Annotated in this window: 11 protein-coding genes and 3 pseudogenes; 10 read left to right on the top strand and 4 right to left on the bottom strand. The window is 74.8% G+C overall.

What is annotated here, in order from left to right; translation table 11 throughout:
- Positions 1–6 precede the first annotated feature (6 nt).
- Positions 7–1677, top strand: coding sequence for a penicillin-binding transpeptidase domain-containing protein (locus IE94_RS0108520; RefSeq protein ID WP_030180547.1), 1671 nt, complete (start codon positions 7–9; stop codon positions 1675–1677).
- A 145-nt stretch (positions 1678–1822) separates the two neighbouring features.
- Here IE94_RS0108520 and IE94_RS0108515 read toward each other — a convergent pair whose 3' ends face one another.
- From IE94_RS0108515 to IE94_RS0108505, 3 genes are all read right to left on the bottom strand, one after another.
- Positions 1823–2041 carry a Sec-independent protein translocase subunit TatA/TatB gene (locus IE94_RS0108515; protein ID WP_030180545.1) on the bottom strand — a complete coding sequence of 73 codons (219 nt, stop codon included), beginning with the start codon at positions 2039–2041 and terminating at the stop codon, positions 1823–1825.
- A 103-nt stretch (positions 2042–2144) separates the two neighbouring features.
- Positions 2145–2600 carry a tellurite resistance TerB family protein gene (locus IE94_RS0108510; RefSeq protein ID WP_030180542.1) on the bottom strand — a complete coding sequence of 152 codons (456 nt, stop codon included), beginning with the start codon at positions 2598–2600 and terminating at the stop codon, positions 2145–2147.
- Between the two features lie 108 nt (positions 2601–2708).
- Positions 2709–3704: a sporulation protein gene (locus IE94_RS0108505; RefSeq protein WP_030180540.1), complete on the bottom strand. Its 996-nt coding sequence runs from the start codon at positions 3702–3704 to the stop codon at positions 2709–2711.
- A 270-nt stretch (positions 3705–3974) separates the two neighbouring features.
- Here IE94_RS0108505 and IE94_RS0108500 point away from each other — a divergent pair, with 270 nt between their 5' ends.
- From IE94_RS0108500 to IE94_RS0108475, 6 genes and pseudogenes are all read left to right on the top strand, one after another.
- Entirely contained in the window at positions 3975–5426 is a 1452-nt protein-coding gene (locus IE94_RS0108500; protein ID WP_030180538.1) for a hemolysin family protein, read from the top strand.
- Complete coding sequence (locus IE94_RS0108495; protein ID WP_030180536.1) at positions 5423–6448, top strand: hemolysin family protein; 1026 nt, start codon at positions 5423–5425, stop codon at positions 6446–6448. The genes IE94_RS0108500 and IE94_RS0108495 overlap by 4 nt, the downstream gene beginning before the upstream one ends.
- Positions 6449–6624: 176 nt before the next feature.
- Positions 6625–7923, top strand: coding sequence for a sensor histidine kinase (locus IE94_RS0108490; protein WP_030180534.1), 1299 nt, complete (start codon positions 6625–6627; stop codon positions 7921–7923).
- A complete protein-coding gene (locus tag IE94_RS0108485; protein WP_030180532.1) occupies positions 7920–8597 on the top strand; it encodes a response regulator in 678 nt (225 codons plus the stop codon). The genes IE94_RS0108490 and IE94_RS0108485 overlap by 4 nt, the downstream gene beginning before the upstream one ends.
- 154 nt (positions 8598–8751) lie before the next feature.
- A pseudogene (locus tag IE94_RS35305) lies at positions 8752–9621 on the top strand (ABC transporter ATP-binding protein).
- On the top strand, positions 9618–12149 hold the full coding sequence (locus IE94_RS0108475; RefSeq protein WP_030180531.1) for an ABC transporter permease: 2532 nt from the start codon (positions 9618–9620) through the stop codon (positions 12147–12149). Before IE94_RS35305 ends, IE94_RS0108475 begins: the two are co-directional and overlap by 4 nt.
- Before the next feature lie 530 nt (positions 12150–12679).
- Here the strand turns inward: IE94_RS0108475 and IE94_RS0108470 are convergent.
- Positions 12680–13288 (bottom strand): annotated as a pseudogene (locus IE94_RS0108470) (FtsX-like permease family protein); the annotation flags it as partial.
- Here IE94_RS0108470 and IE94_RS0108465 point away from each other — a divergent pair.
- From IE94_RS0108465 to IE94_RS0108455, 3 genes and pseudogenes are all read left to right on the top strand, one after another.
- A pseudogene (locus tag IE94_RS0108465) lies at positions 13282–13803 on the top strand (sensor histidine kinase); the annotation flags it as partial. The pseudogenes IE94_RS0108470 and IE94_RS0108465 sit on opposite strands and share 7 nt — an antisense overlap.
- A 166-nt stretch (positions 13804–13969) precedes the next feature.
- Entirely contained in the window at positions 13970–14614 is a 645-nt protein-coding gene (locus IE94_RS0108460) for a hypothetical protein (RefSeq protein ID WP_245235200.1), read from the top strand.
- Positions 14615–14871: 257 nt separating this feature from the next.
- The gene (locus IE94_RS0108455) at positions 14872–15075 is read left to right on the top strand and encodes a cold-shock protein (RefSeq protein WP_030180525.1); all 204 of its coding nucleotides are present in this window, start codon (positions 14872–14874) and stop codon (positions 15073–15075) included.
- The last annotated feature ends 172 nt before the right edge of the window (positions 15076–15247 follow it).

The following is a 15247-nucleotide window of genomic DNA, read 5'->3' as shown; positions in this document are numbered from 1 at the left end:
CCTCCCATGCCCCACGCTCCCCACCCCGCCTCCCCCTACTCCACCTCTCCGCCCGCCCCCGCTCCCCGCCGCCGCGGGCCCCGCAAGGGTGTCCGGGCCGTGGCCGCCGTGGGCGTCGTCCTCGCGATCGCCGCGGGCGGCTCGTACGCCGCCGGGTTCGGCCCCTTCGCGCGCGGCGACGACGGGCCCGACCCCGCCGCGATGAGGCAGGCGCGCGCGTTCCTCGCCGACTGGGCCGCCGGTCGGCTGCCGGACGCCGCCGGACGCACCACCGATCCCGCCAAGGCGCGGGAGGTGCTGCAGAGCTTCACCGCGGGGCTCGACATCGAGAAACCGAAGCTGACGGCGGCGGAGGACGGCGTGAAGGAGGAAGAGGACGGCACCCTCGGCGTCCCCTTCACCGCCCGGATGCCGGTCAGCGGCCTGGGCACCTGGACGTACGCGTCGCGGCTGCCGCTGCGCGAGCAGGGCGACGGCGGCTGGAAGGTGGACTGGCGGCTGTCGCTGGTGCACCCGCGGCTGAGCGAGACGGAGAAGTTCCGCCTTCAACGCGAGGAGACCGCCCCGACGAAGGTCACCGACCGCCAGGGGGTCTCCCTCGTGGGCGACGCCTACCCGTCCCTGGCCCCGCTCCTGGGGCGGCTGGCCGGCGACGCGGGCGGCGGCGGTCCGCGCGGCGCGGTCGAGCTGGTCGACCGGGCCAGCGGCGAGACCGTGCGCACCGAGGCGTCCTTTGGCAAGAAGCCCGACCCGGCCACCGCGGACCGGCCCGTGCGCACCACCCTGGACGCCGACTGGCAGTCCGCCGCCGAGCGGGCCCTCGGCCGGGCCGACGGCAAGAACGCCTCCCTGGTCGCCCTGCGCGTCGACAACGGCGAGGTCCTCGCCCTCGCCAACTCGCCCTCCTCCGGCTTCAACCGCGCCGCCTCCGGCACCTACGCGCCCGGCTCCACCTGGAAGATCGTCACCAGCAGTGCCCTGCTGCTCAAGGACGCGGTCGCGCCCGACGACGTCGTGGACTGCCCCAAGTACCTGACCGTGGGCAAGGAGTTCCACAACGTGGAGACCTCCGAGCACCCCGGAGCCACCTTCCGCAAGGACTTCACCGAGTCCTGCAACACCGCCTTCATCGGGCTGCGGGGCAAGCTCGACGACGGGGAGCTGGGGAAGGTCGCGCGCACCTACTTCGGGGTCGGCCAGGAGTGGCACGTCGGCATCCCGACGTACGACGGCTCGGTGCCGGTGCCCAAGGACGAGACGGAGAAGGCCGCGTCGATGATCGGGCAGGGCCGCGTCCAGGCCAACCCCCTGATCATGGCGTCGGTGACGGCCACCGCGGTGTCCGGCCGGTTCCACCAGCCGTCCGTCACCGCGGGCAACGAGAACGGGACCCGCACCGAGCCGCTCCCCGACGAGGTCGTCACCCAGCTGCGCGGGCTGATGCGGGCCACCGTCACCGACGGCACCGCGCACGTCCTGGCCGACCTGCCGGGGGAGATCGGGGCCAAGACCGGCACCGCCGAGGTCTCCGACGACCAGGACAACAACGGCTGGCTCGTCGCCCACCGGGGCAACGTCGCCGTCGCCGTCGTCGTCGAGGAGGGCGTCACCGGCGGCGGTTCGGCGGGCCCCGTCGTGCACAGCCTGCTGTCGGCCGTACCGGAGGACCCGTTTTGATCCCGTCCTGGTCCCGGGCGGCCCCGGGCGGCCCCGGGCGGTCCCGGGCGGTCCCGGGCGGTCCCGGGCGGTCCCGGGCGGTCCCGGGCGGTCCCGGGCTGTCCCGGACAGGACGGCGACGCGACCGTGTCCGTTGCCGCCGGGCTCAGTCCCGGGGGCCGGTTCCGGGGTCCTCGCGCTTGACCGTCTCCCCCTGGATGACGCGCGGCGTACCCGGTTCGTCCGCGTCCCTCGCGGCGCGGGCCTCGGCCTTGAGGATGCGGGCCGACTTGCCCGCCGAGCGGGTCAGCTCGGGGAGCTTCTTGGCGGCGATGACGGCCGCGACGACGATGAGAATGATCGCGAGCTCGCTGAGTCCGAACACGGCGCTCCCCTGGTGGTCGTACGGTGCGGGCCCGCGGCACGGGCCCGCACCCGGAATCTACGGCAAGGCCGGCGGGCCCGGTGCCCGCGGGGCTCGGGAGTGCTCAGAGGTCGAACTCGTGCGGGGGCAGGTCGAGGGCGTAGCACGCCTCGCGGACCACGGCGCGCTCGTCCTTGTCGAAGTCCCCGTCGGCGCCGCCGATCACGATGCCGATCTGGATCACGGCCCGTGCCTCGGCGGGCTTCTTCTTCGCCTTGGCGATCTCCTGGAGGATGCTCACCTTGCCGAAGGCGAAGTCGGCGGTCAGCTTGTCCAGGTTGCTCTCGAAGCGGCGGCGCAGGTCGTCGGCGGGGAAGTTCTGCAGCACCTCGTTGGTCGAGATCAGCTGGGCGACCCGCTGCCGCTCCGAGGGGTCGACGCTGCCGTCGGCCGCGGCGACCAGCGCGCACATCGCCATGCTCGCGTCGCGGAAGGCGCCGCTCTTGAGGTCGTTCTTCTTCGCCACGAGCTGCGTCTGCATCTGCGACGCGGACTCCTTGAAGCGGTCCCACAGGGCCATGAGAACTCCGTACTCCGTGCCGGTCGGCCGGAAAAGGGTGATCGGGGGTGGTCCGGGGCCGAACCGGGAGCGGAGCGGCCCGAACCCTCTACAGCACTGTAGAAGTTATCAGCCTTCCTCGTCCTCGGAGTCTCCCCCGAAGAAGTCCCCCACCGCGTCGACGACCTCGGCCGCCACCAGCCCCCCGGCGATCCCCGCCGCGCCGGCCGCGAGGGCGGCACCGGCCCCGGGCCCGCCGTGGGACGCCCCCGGCCCGTGACCGGCGTACCCGGAGTCGTGTCCGTACACCGCGTGGGAGCCGTACGACGCGCGGTGCTCGAGCAGCTCCTGGATCCAGCCGTCGACGAGGGCGGTCCAGTCCCGCGGTCCGGCGGGGCCCTCGTGCGGGACGGTGAAGCGGCTGAGCGCGTCGTGCCCGTCGTCGCAGAACGGGCCGCCGCGCTTGTCCGCCTCCAGCACCACTTCGAGGGCGCCGGGCACGGCCAGGAAGGTCAGCTCGATCTCGTTGGCCTGGTGGGCGTAGCGCGAGGGCGGGGTCAGCTCGATCTCCTGGCGGAAGGGCAGCTGCTGCCCGGTGCCGCCGATGCGGCCGTACTCCAGGTCGGCGGAGCGGAAGCCGAAGCCCAGCCCGTCGAGGGCCTCCAGGACGGCTTCCTGGGCCGGGAGCGGCGCCACGGCGAGCGGGTCCAGGCCGCCCCGGTCCCGGGCGCCGGCGACCGCCAGCTCGGTGCGCACGCCGAGCGCGATCCCCAGGGGCCGCCCGTGCAGCTCGGTCACCGGGGTCTCCCAGGGCAGCGTCACCGCGAAGGGGATGCTCGTCTCCTCGCCCGCCGCGAGCCGGAAGGACCCGCCGACGGTGTGCCGGTCGAAGACGACGACGCCCTCGCCGTCTCCCTCCGGGGCGGTCTTCCGGTGCTCGGTCTCGGTCTCCACGCGGGCAGCCAGTTCCAGCGCGACCTGCTCGACGTCGTGGTCGGCGGCGCCGCCGACGAGGCGGACCCGGCCCGACAGCGTGCCCCCCGGCCGGGCGGCGCCCGGGTCGAGGACCGTGTCCACCGTGGGTCCGCCCACGCCGAGGGAACCGAGCAGCCGCTTGAACACCATCGAGGCGGTTCACTCCTTCGCTTTCGTCCGGGGAACAACCGGAGCCGTCCGGCCGTTCTCTACAGGCGAGTAGAAGCATAGGGTCTCTGGACTCCCGCTCTCTTTGCTCGTCCTTTACCATGAGGGGGAACCCTCGGGCGCCCGGCTGGTACCGGCGTCCACCGACCCCGTTAAGGAGTCCCGTTCCGTAATGGAGCCTCCCAGTACCGGCCGTGCCACGGCCGGCCCGCCAGTGCCCCCGTATGTGCGTGAGGGAAGCGGGGTGGCACGGTGACCGAGGTCCTGCTGCTCCTGCTGGCCCTCCTCCTCACCCTGGCCTGCGCCGTCTTCGTCGCGGCCGAGTTCTCCCTCACCACCGTCGAGCGCTCCGACCTGGAGCGTGCCGCCGAGTCCGGTGAGCGCGGCGCCGACGGCGCCCTGAAGGCCGTACGCTCGCTGACCCTCCAGCTGTCCGGCGCCCAGCTCGGCATCACGGTGACCTCGCTGGTCATCGGCATGCTGGCCGAGCCGTCGATCGCGGTGCTGCTGCGCGGCCCGCTGACGGCGATCGGTCTGGGCGGCGCCGCCTCCACGGTGGCGACCCTGCTCGGCGTGGTGCTGTCCACCGTCGTCCTGATGGTCGTCGGCGAGCTGGTCCCCAAGAACTGGGCGATCTCCCGCCCGCTGGCCGTCGCGAAGGTCGTCGCGGGCCCGCAGCGCGGCTTCACCACCGCCTTCGGCCCCTTCATCCGGCACCTGAACAACACGGCGAACCGAGTCGTGCGCCGCTTCGGCCTGGAACCGGCCGAGGAGCTCGCCTCCGCCCGCAGCGCCGAGGAGCTGGTCGCCCTCGCCCAGCACTCGGCCGCGGAGGGCGCCCTGGAGGCCGACTCGGCCGAGCTCTTCGTCCGTACGCTCCACCTGAGCGAGCTGACCGCGGAGAACGTCATGACCCCGCGCGTGGACGTCAAGGCCCTGGAGGCCCACGCCACCGCCGCCGACGCCGCGAACCTCTCGCACGCCACCGGCCTGTCCCGCTTCCCGGTCTACCGGGACAGCCTGGACGAGGTCATCGGCACGGTCCACATCCGCGACGTGCTGGCCCTGGAGCCGGACAGGCGCCGGGCCACCCTCGTCACCGAGCTGGCCGCCGCGCCCCTCCTGGTGCCGGACAGCCTGCCCGCAGACCGCCTCCTGGAGCGCATGCGCGCCGGCCGCACCATGGCCGTCGTCATCGACGAGTACGGCGGTACGGCGGGCGTGGCGACGGTCGAGGACATCGTCGAGGAGGTCGTCGGCGAGGTGCGCGACGAGCACGACCCGGTCGAGGTACCGGACCTGCTGCCCGCCCCTGCCGACCCGGACGGCCGCGCGGCCTGGGAGGCCGACGGGTCGCTGCGCCTGGACCACCTGGAGCGCATCGGCCTGACCGCGCCGGAGGGTCCCTACGAGACCCTGGCCGGCCTGGTCGCCACCCACCTGGCACGCATCCCCGCCAAGGGCGACGTGGTCGCCCTGGACGGCTGGCGCATCGACGTCCTCGACGTCGACCACCACCGTGCCGACCGCCTCCGGGTCACGGCCCCCGCGCCGGACGCCGACGCCCCGGCGCACGAAGCGGCGCCGCGCGAGCAGTCGGCGCGTGAGCGGTCGGCGCGTGAGCGGTCGGCGCGTGAGCGGTCGGCGCGTGAGCGGTCGGTGCGTGAGCGGTCGGCCCACCCTGAGCGGGAGCTGGCCCGATGACCGTCGTACAGCTCTTCGTCGGCGCGCTGACGCTGCTGACCAACGCCTTCTTCGTGGGTGCCGAGTTCGCCATGATCTCGGTGCGCCGCAGCCAGATCGAGCCGCGCGCGAAGGCGGGCGACAAGCGCGCCCGGATGACCCTGTGGGGCCTCCAGCACATCTCCCAGATGCTGGCCACGGCCCAGCTCGGCATCACCGTCTCCTCCCTGGTGCTCGGCGCGGTCGCGGAACCGGCCATCGCGCACCTGATGGAGCCGGTGTTCGAGGCGGTCCACATGCCGCACGCGCTGGTCCACCCGGTCGCCTTCGCGATCGCCCTGACCCTGGCGACGTACCTCCACATGCTGATCGGCGAGATGATCCCGAAGAACATCGCGCTGGCCGCCCCGGCGAGCACCGCGCTGATCCTCGGCCCGCCGCTGGTGGCCCTCACCCGGGCCCTGAAGCCGGTCGTCTTCGGCATCAACGCCTTCGCCAACACGCTCCTCAAGCTGCTGCGGGTGGAGCCGAAGGACGAGGTGGAGGCCGTCTTCACCGACGACCAGCTGGCCCGCATGGTGGTCGACGCCAGCGAGGCCGGACTGCTCACCCCGGCCGACGGCGAGCGCCTGCGCGACGCGCTGGAGCTGGGCACCCGCCCGGTCGGCGAGATCCTGGTCCCGGTGCAGAAGATGCGCACGGTCCCGCACACGGTCACCCCGGCCGAGCTGGAACGCATGGCCGCCGACGCGGGCTACTCCCGCTTCCCGGTCACCGGCCCCGGCGGCACCGTCCTCGGCTACCTGCACATCAAGGACACCCTGGGCCTGACCGACCGCGAGAGCCCCTTCCCGCGCACGGCCCTGCACCGCGTCACCCGCGTCCGCATCGACACCCCCCTGGACGACACCCTCACCGCCCTGCGCGCCGAGGACAGCCACCTGGCCGCCGTCACCGGCGAGACGGGCTCGGTCCTGGGCTTCGTGACGATGGAGGACGTCCTGACGGAACTCGTGGGCCCGACGACCCCGGTGGCGTCGTAGCACCGCGCGGCCGCCCGGACCCTCCGGCCGGCCGCGCACCCCGTCCGCCCCTTCCAGGCACGGCGGCCAGAGGCTGAGGGACCGCTCGGGGCGGGCCGACCCCCTACCGGGGTAGCACTCCGGCTTGGCTCTCCAGGGTGACGGCGTGGCTTCGCCCGGCACCTAGGGTGGTGGCCATGACCTCAGTGGAGGAGGAGCGCCCTCGTGCGCTGCTCGCGGGGGCCTCGCGGCGGTGGGTGCGGCTGCTGCCGTGGGCCGTGGCGTTCGTGCTGTGCGTCGTCCTGCTGCCCACCACCATCGTGGTCCTCACCGCCGACTACGGCCTGAACGGCGGTGTCGCGAGCGCGCTGGCGGTCGCGCAGGCCGCGCCGCTGCTGCTCGCCGTCGTACGGCCGCTGCATGCCTGGTGCGTGGTCTTCGCCGGGGATGTGGCCGGGGCCCTCGCCCTGCTCTCCGTCGACTTCCAGGAGCGGCTGCTGTGGCCGTTCCCGCCCATGGAACTCGTCGGGTACGTCGCCCTCTGCCTCGCCCTCGGCCTGCGCGAGCGGCCCCGGACGCTGGTGCTGGTGTGGCTGGCGACGGCGGGGGCGAACGTCGGTCTGGGATTCGTCGCCCCGCACGGCTCCGGCGCCAAGGAGCTGCTGCTCACCATCCTCGGCGGCGTCGCGCTCCTGCTGGGCGGTGTGCTGCGCGAGCGGTCCGAGGTGCGGCGCAGGCTGGCCGAGCAGGAGACCATCAGCGAGGCCGAGCGGGGTCGGCGGACGCTGCTGGAGGAACGCGCCCGCATCGCGCGCGAGTTGCACGACGTGGTGGCGCACCACATGTCCGTCATCACGGTGCAGGCGGACACCGCGGAGTACCGCCTCGACGACACGCTGCCGCCGGACGTGCGGCGGGAGTTCACCTCCATCGCGGCGACCGCGCGGGAGTCGCTCGGCGAGATGCGACGCCTCCTCGGCGTGCTGCGCAACGAGGAGTCGCACGGCGAACTGGTGCCCCAGCCGGGCCTCGCGCAGATCGGGCAGCTGGTGGAGGCGACGGCGCGCACGGGCGGGCCGGTGGAGTTCACTCCCTGCGAGGCCGAGGTGCCCGAGGCGGTGGGCCTGTCGGCGTACCGGATCGTGCAGGAGGCCCTCGCGAACGTCGTACGGCACGCGCCGGGTGCCGCGACGCACGTGTCGCTGTCGGTGGCGCGGCCCGACGACGGGCAGGGCGGGGAGCAGCCCGACGACGGCCGGGGCGGGGAGCAGCCCGACGACGGCCGGGGCGGGGAGCGGCTCACCGTCCTGGTGGTCAACGACCCGCCGCCCGAGCCGACCGCCGGGCCGCTCGAAGTGGGCGGCACCGGGCACGGCCTGGTCGGCCTGCGCGAGCGGGTGCGGCTCGTCGGCGGCACCCTCGACGCGGGCCCGCTGCCGGACGGCGGCTTCCGGGTCGCCGCACAACTCCCCCTGACGGAAGAGGATTTCACGTGACGACGCGCGTCATCATCGTCGACGACCAGGCCATGGTGCGGGCGGGCTTCGCCGCGCTGCTGGCCGCCCAGAGCGACATCGACGTGGTGGGCGAGGCCCCCGACGGCGCCCAGGGCGTCGAGCTGAGCCGCCGTACGCATCCGGACGTGGTCCTGATGGACGTGCGGATGCCGGAGATGGACGGGCTGGAGGCCGCGCGCCGTCTGCTGTCGCCGCCGCCGGGGGTCACCCACCGGCCGAGGGTGCTGATGCTCACCACGTTCGACGTCGACGACTACGTGTACGAGGCGCTGCGCGCGGGCGCCAGCGGCTTCCTGCTGAAGGACGCGCCGCCGGCCGACCTCATCGCGGCGGTCCGCGTGGTGGCCTCCGGCGACGCCCTGCTCGCCCCCTCCGTCACGCGCCGCCTCATCGCCGACTTCGCCAAGCAGCGCCCCCCTACGTCCCGGGGCAAGCCCGCGCTGCGCCTCAAGGGCCTGACGGAACGCGAGACCGAAGTCCTCACCCTGGTCGCCCGAGGGCACTCCAACGCGGAGATCGCCCAGACCCTGGTACTGGCCGAGCAGACGGTGAAGACGCACGTCAGCCGCGTCCTGACCAAGCTCGACCTGCGCGACCGCGCCCAGGCGGTGGTCTTCGCCTACGAGTCGGGGCTGGTGGCGCCGGGGGAGTAGTCCCGCCTCCACGCCTCCCACCACCCCTACCGCGGTATCAGTCCGACATTGGCTCCCGGGTATGACGCCCGGCGCCGAACCGTCCCCGCACTCTTCCCTCCGTCACACAGACGCACCTGATGGACGGGGCGAGACGGATGAGGGAGACGGGACCATGAGGCTACGCAAGGGCAAGCGGCAGAAGGCCGAGCACCGGCCGGGACTGGCGGACGACCGTCCGCGGGCCCCGGCCGCCACGCCGGGGCTCGCCGTCGAACTGCGCGGGGTCCGGCGGTAGTACGGCCGCGGCGCGGGCACGGTGCACGCGCTCGCGGGCGTCGATCTCGGCCTCCCCCGTGGCACCTTCACCGCCGTCATGGGCCCGTCCGGGTCCGGCAAGTCGACCTTCCTCCAGTGCGCCGCCGGGCTCGACCGGCCGTCGGCGGGGTCGGTGCGCCTCGGCGGCACGGAGATCACCGGCATGAAGGAGAACGAGCTGACCGAGCTGCGCCGCAGCCGCCTCGGCTTCGTCTTCCAGGCGTTCAACCTGCTGCCGTCGCTGACCGTGGAACAGAACGTCCTGCTGCCCCTGCGCCTGGCCGGGCAGCGTCAGGACCGCGGCCGGGCGGCGGCGGTGCTCGCGCAGGTCGGGCTCGCCGACAAGGCGCGGCGCCGGCCCGGCGAGCTGTCCGGCGGCCAGCAGCAGCGCGTGGCCGTCGCCCGCGCCCTGGTCACCACCCCCGACGTGATCTTCGCCGACGAGCCCACCGGCGCCCTCGACACCGGTACCGCCGCCGAGGTCCTCGGGCTGCTGAGGCACGCGGTGGACACCCTCGGCGCCACCGTCGTCATGGTCACCCACGACCCGGCCGCGGCCGCCTGGGCCGACCGTGTGCTGTTCCTCGCCGACGGGTCCTTCGCCGACCACCTCGAACGGGGTTCGGCGGAGGAGATCGCGGCACGGATGACCGCGCTCACCGGCCGAACGCGGGCGACGGCCGGGGTCGGGGTCGGGGCCGGGGTCGGTACGGGGGTGACGGCATGAGCTTTAAGCCCAACGGCCTCGCCCGCGCCGCCGTGGGCTTCAAGCCCGCCTCGTTCGCGGGCACCTTCGTCGCGCTGATGATGTCGGCGCTGATCGTCGCGGCCTGCGGCGTCCTGCTGGAGACCGGCATCCGTGCCTCGGTGCCGGCGGAGCGGTACGCCGACGCGCAGGTCGTCGCGGCGGCCGACCAGTCGGCGCGTGTCGTCGCCGACACCGTCGACGGTCCCGAGGAGACCGCGTACCCGCTGCCGGACACCGCCCGCGTGGACGCGGGGCTGGCGGCGAAGGCCGCCGAGGTGCCGGGCGCGGCGACCTCCGTACCGGACCTCACCTTCCCGGTGCACGGGGGCACCTCCGCCGCCGGTGGGCTCACCGGCCACGGCTGGGGCTCGCACGCCTTCACCGGCACCGCGCTGTCCAAGGGCGCCGCGCCGCACCCGGGCGAGGTGGTCCTCGACGCGGACGCGGCCCGCACCGCGCGGGTCGGCGTCGGCGACACCGTCGCCCTGGAGACGGCCGACGGGCCCGCCGGCTTCCGGGTGTCCGGGCTGGCCGAAGCCGGTGCGGGGGACCTCGCGGGTGAGGCCGCGGGCGAGGGGACGGGCGGTGCCGGGGGCACGGCCTGGTTCGCCGACGCCGAGGCGTCCGTGCTGGCCGGGCATCCCGGCAAGGCCGACGCCGTCGCCGTCGTGGCCGAGGACGGCGTCGACCCGGACGCCCTCGCCGACGCCGTCGGAAAGGCCCTCGCGGGCACGGGCGCGCAGGTGCTCACCGGTGACGACCGCGGCGAGGTCGAGGACCACGGGCTGGCGTACGCCAAGGAGACGCTCTTCGCGGTCGGCGGTTCCTTCGGCGGGATCGCCACCCTGGTCGCGGTCTTCACCGCGACCGGTACGGTCGCGCTCTCCGTCGGTCAGCGCACCCGCGAGTTCGCGCTGCTGCGCGCCGTCGGCGCCACCCCGCGCCAGATCCGCCGCGCGGTGGCCGCCGAGGCGCTGCTCGTCGCCCCGCTCGCCGGGCTGCTCGGCTGCCTGCCGGGCATCGGGCTCGCGCACTGGTGGTTCGGTCAGATGCGGGACCGCGGGGCCGTCCCGGAGGCGGTCGAGGTGCACGTGTCGGGGTTCCCGCTGCTGGCCGCCGTCGGGGTGGGGCTGCTCACGGCGCTCGGTGCCGGCTGGGCGGCCGGGCGCAGGCCCGCGAGGATCAGGCCGGGGCAGGCGCTCGCCGAGGCCTCGGTGGAGCGGCTGCGGCCGGGCGTCGTCCGTACGGTCCTCGGGCTGGCCGCGGTCGGCGGCGGTTCGGTGCTGGCCGGGGTGGCGGCCTCCGCCGCCGGGTCCGACGCGGCCAACGCCTCCCTGGGTGTCGTCATGCTCTTCATGCTGGCCGTCGCCCTGCTCGGGCCGCTCCTGGCGCGGCTGTGCGCGGCGCTCTTCGGGCTGCTGCTGCGCGGCGGCGGTGCCTCCGCGTCGCTGGCCGCGGCCAACTCGCGCACCAACGCCCGCCGACTGGCCTCCGCGATCACTCCGATCGTGCTGGCGATGGCCTTCGCGTCGACGCTGGTCTTCATGCACACCAGCGAGAGCCACGTCGCCTCGGAGCAGCTCCGTGCGGGGGTCACGGCGGACCACGTCGTCACCGCCCCGGCGGGCCTGCCCGCCGACGCCGCCGACCGGGCCGCCCGTCTGCCCGGCGTCGACGCGGCCGTGAGCCTGCTGGACACGCAGGTGCTGGTGCCCGTACGCGGCGGCGGCGAGACCTCGTTGCAGGGGACGGCGACGCAGGGCGTCTCGGGTCCCGGTGCGCAGCTCGCCGAGGTCCAGGACCTGGACGTGCGCGAGGGCGGCCTGGAGCGCCTGGGCCCGGGCCGGATCGCCATCGACAAGACCCTCGCCACCGCCACGGACACCGGGCTCGGCGACAAGCTGCCGCTCCACCTCCCCGACGGCACGAAGGCCGCCCCCGAGGTCGTCGCGGTCTACGGCCGTGGCCTGGGCCTGCCGGCGGTGACCATGGACCGCGCGTCCCTGGACGGGCACGTCACGTCGGCCTTCGCCGACACGCTGCTGGTCAGCGGCGGCGAGGCGGCACCGCTCACCGTGCTCGGCGAGGTCACGGACGCCTCCGGGTACGCGCTCGCGCAGAACGTGGACCGCGAGTTCGGCGCCTGGGCGAACTACACGATGGCCGCCGTGCTGGGCGGCTTCGCCGCCGTCGCCGCGGCCAACACCCTGGTGATGACGGTCCTGGACCGCCGCCGCGAACTGCACACGCTCCGCCTCGTCGGCTCCACCCGGCGCCAGGTGCTGCGCATGCTGGGCTGGGAGAGCCTGCTGGTGTCGGCGGCGGGCGTGGCCCTGGGCACCGCCATCGCCGTCATCACGCTGACCCCGATGATGCGGGGCCTGACCGGCGAGTTCCCGCACGTGCCCCCGCTGCTCCACGCCGCCTTCGCCACCACCGCGGCGGCCCTCACCCTCGCCGCGGTCACCCTCCCGGCCCGTACGGCCCTCCGTACCCGGCACGGGTGAGCCCCACCCGGCCCAGCCCCACCCGGCCCGCCCGCCGACCTCCCGGGCCGCCGGGGGCCCGGTCCCCGAACCGCCGGGTCGTGGGGCGTGTCCGGCTGTGCCCCCCGCCCCGCCGCGGGGCCCCCGCGCGGCCGTGGTGCGCGGGCCGTGCAGGAGTCGGGCCGACGGGCCTGCCGACCGCGAAGGCTCGCCGGTTTCGGCCGGTGAGGTGGGGCTCCGACCCTGCCGTCGGCGGGGCCGGGAGGGGCGCGGGGGTCGTGGAGCGTGTCCGGCTGTGTTCCCGCGCCCGTCGCGGGGCCGGTCCGTAGCGCCCCGGTCGTGGAGGGCGTCCGGTCCGGCCGTCGCATCCGGGGGGTGAAGGGCGTCCGGCCCCGCCGTAGCGCCCAGGTCGTACAGGGTGTCTGTCCGGCCTGGAGGGACCGCCCGTCGCGAGGGCGTCCGGTCGCCGAACCGCCGGTCGCAGCCCTCGGCCGGCGGGGTGGGCGGCGGCCCCCGTGTCGGCGGGGTGGGCGGCGGCCCCCGTGTCGGCGTCAGGGCGTTCGCAGCGCGTCGGCCGGAGGGGTGCGCAGGGCGTGGCGGGTGGGGAGTTCGATGGTGAGGTACGACGTCAGCACCACCGTCGCGGCCACCGCCGGGAGGAGCCAGGCGGGCCCCGCCGGCCAGGGGCGGCCGAGGAAACCCTGGCCGAGGAGGGCCAGGGGGACGGCGGACAGCAGGAGGCCGGAGACGAGGGCCGCGGCGGCGATCACCGCGGCCTCGCGGCGCATCATCGCGCGGATCTGCCGCGGGGTCGTGCCGACCAGACGCAGCGCGGCGATCTCCGTCCGGCGCTGGGCGGTGGCGGCGACCAGCTTGTTGGCGATGCTCAGCAGCAGGTACCCGAGCAGCACCACGACCACCGCCAGGTTGATCCACACCTCGGGCGGGGTGTCCGCGCCGGTGGCGTCCGGGGCGGTGCTCGCGACCGCGAGGCCGGGACGGTCGGCGGCCAGCGCGGCGAGCGCCCGCCCCGCCTCCCGCGTGCCGTCGGTGCGGACCAGGGCCCGCCGGTCGAGGCCGGTCGTGGTGTGCCCGGCGGCCAGTTCGCGGGAGAGGACGACCGGGCCGAAGCCCAGCCCCCGCTCGTACACGGCGGGTGACGGTGCTGCTGGGCGCGGCCCGGCGGATGGCGGCGCGTGACCCGGCCGGGGCGGACGAGCTGCTGGAACGGGCGCAGTCCGCCGCGGAGCAGGCGCTGGCGGAGCTGCGTTCGGTGGCGCGGGGCATCCTGCCGCCGGTCCTGGCCGACCGGGGCCTGGCGGGCGCGCTGTCGGGACTGGCGGCGGACTGCGGGGTGCCGTGCCGTGTCGAGGCCGACGTACCCGAGCGGTGCGCGGCGTCGGTCGAGGCGACGGCGTACTTCGTGGCGGCCGAGGCGCTCACGAACGTCGCGAAGCACAGCGGTGCCGCACGGTCCTCGGTCACGGTCCGGGCCCGCGGGGGCCGGCTGCGCCTGCTGGTCGAGGACGACGGCCGGGGCGGCGCCGACGAGGATGGCGGCTCGGGCCTGACCGGCATCCGCCGCCGGGTCGCGGCGCTGGACGGCACCCTCCGACTGACCAGCCCGCCCGGCGGCCCCACCACCCTGGAGGTCGACCTGCCCTGCGGCCGCTGACTCACCGGGACGCGGGAGGGGCCCGGAGTTACGGTGGAGAAACCGGGGGCCTGCCGTGCACCGGCCCCGACACCGGTGCCGCTCCCGGCGATCGACGACACCGGGCCGGTTCGCCCGAGCCCGGGGCGGGACTCGCCTCATGACGGTGCACGTGCCGGTGCGGCCGGTGACCACGGAACCTCACGAGCGGTCCGCCGGAACCCCCCGGCCGGACCCGCGGCGCCCGGGGCCGGTGCGCGGTTCCTCGCCGTTGGCCGGTGAGCGGCTGCGGCCGCTGACCCAGTGTCAGATAGAGGACCGGCTGGCCGAGTTGGGCGACCTGTACGCGCAGACCTCCGGCGGCGGCCCCCGCGCGTGGAACGCGGCGCGCGGTGCCTTCCTGCGCCGACTGGGCGCCGACGTACGGCGTCCGGGCTTCTGCCTGCTGATAGCGGAGACCACCGTGCTGACCGGCTGCGCCTACGGCTATCCCGTGCCCGGCGGCGACCCGCGCGGTGTGCGGGGATTGGAGCCGTACCTGCCCAGGACCGTGCTGCCCGTCGCCGCGTCCGGCAGGCTCTTCCTGGTCTGCGGGATCGTCGTCCCGGCCCGTGTGCGCAGACAGCACCAGGACCGTTCCTGGAACCTCGCCCGGCGCATGCAGGCCCGGCTGCTCGCCGAGCACGACGCCGCCCTCGGCATCACGCTGGTGGACCGCACCGACGGCGGGACCGTGCAGGCGCTGCGCTCCTGGGGCTGGCGCTACGCCGAGGGCGAGACCCTCCAGTCCTCCGTGCTCGGCCGGTACGGCGTCCTGGTCCTCGGACGCTGAGCGACACCGCGGTGAACGGAAATCTCGTCCCGCTGAAACAATTATTCGCCGGGCGCGGGAATAATTGTCCGACGGGAAAAAGGGCAGATCTTTGCGGGTGATTTCTTACCGTGCCGTCGAAGTATTGCGTGCTAGGCTGGACATCAGTTGCAGTTGTGGTTGCCATTTGTGTTACCGGGTTTCCGGGCAGGTGATCATCGCGGCGATGGGAGGGTCCGCACAGTGTGGGCCTTCAGCACTGCCTAGGAGAAAAAAGCATGGCTTCCGGTATCGTGAAGTGGTTCAACGCCGAAAAGGGCTTCGGTTTCATCGCGCAGGACGGCGGCGGCGCCGACGTCTTCGCCCACTACTCGAACATCAACGCGCAGGGCTTCCGTGAGCTCCAGGAGGGCCAGCGGGTGAACTTCGACGTCACGCAGGGCCAGAAGGGCCCGCAGGCGGAGAACATCGTTCCCGCGTAACCCGCGCGCAGTACACGTATCGAGGGCCCGCACCGGACGGTGCGGGCCCTCGGCGCGTCTCGGCGCGTCTCGGCGCGTCTGCGGTCCGCCCCGTCCCCGTCGTCCTGGTGGCCGCCGAAGCCGACTTTGCCAGCCCTTTACAACCCGCTCCGCCCCCGCCTCGTCTCTCCGT

The sequence above is a fragment of the Streptomyces violaceorubidus genome (assembly GCF_000717995.1).
In the GTDB taxonomy this organism is placed as follows: domain Bacteria; phylum Actinomycetota; class Actinomycetes; order Streptomycetales; family Streptomycetaceae; genus Streptomyces; species Streptomyces violaceorubidus.
This window is presented reverse-complemented; position numbering and strand designations above follow the sequence as displayed.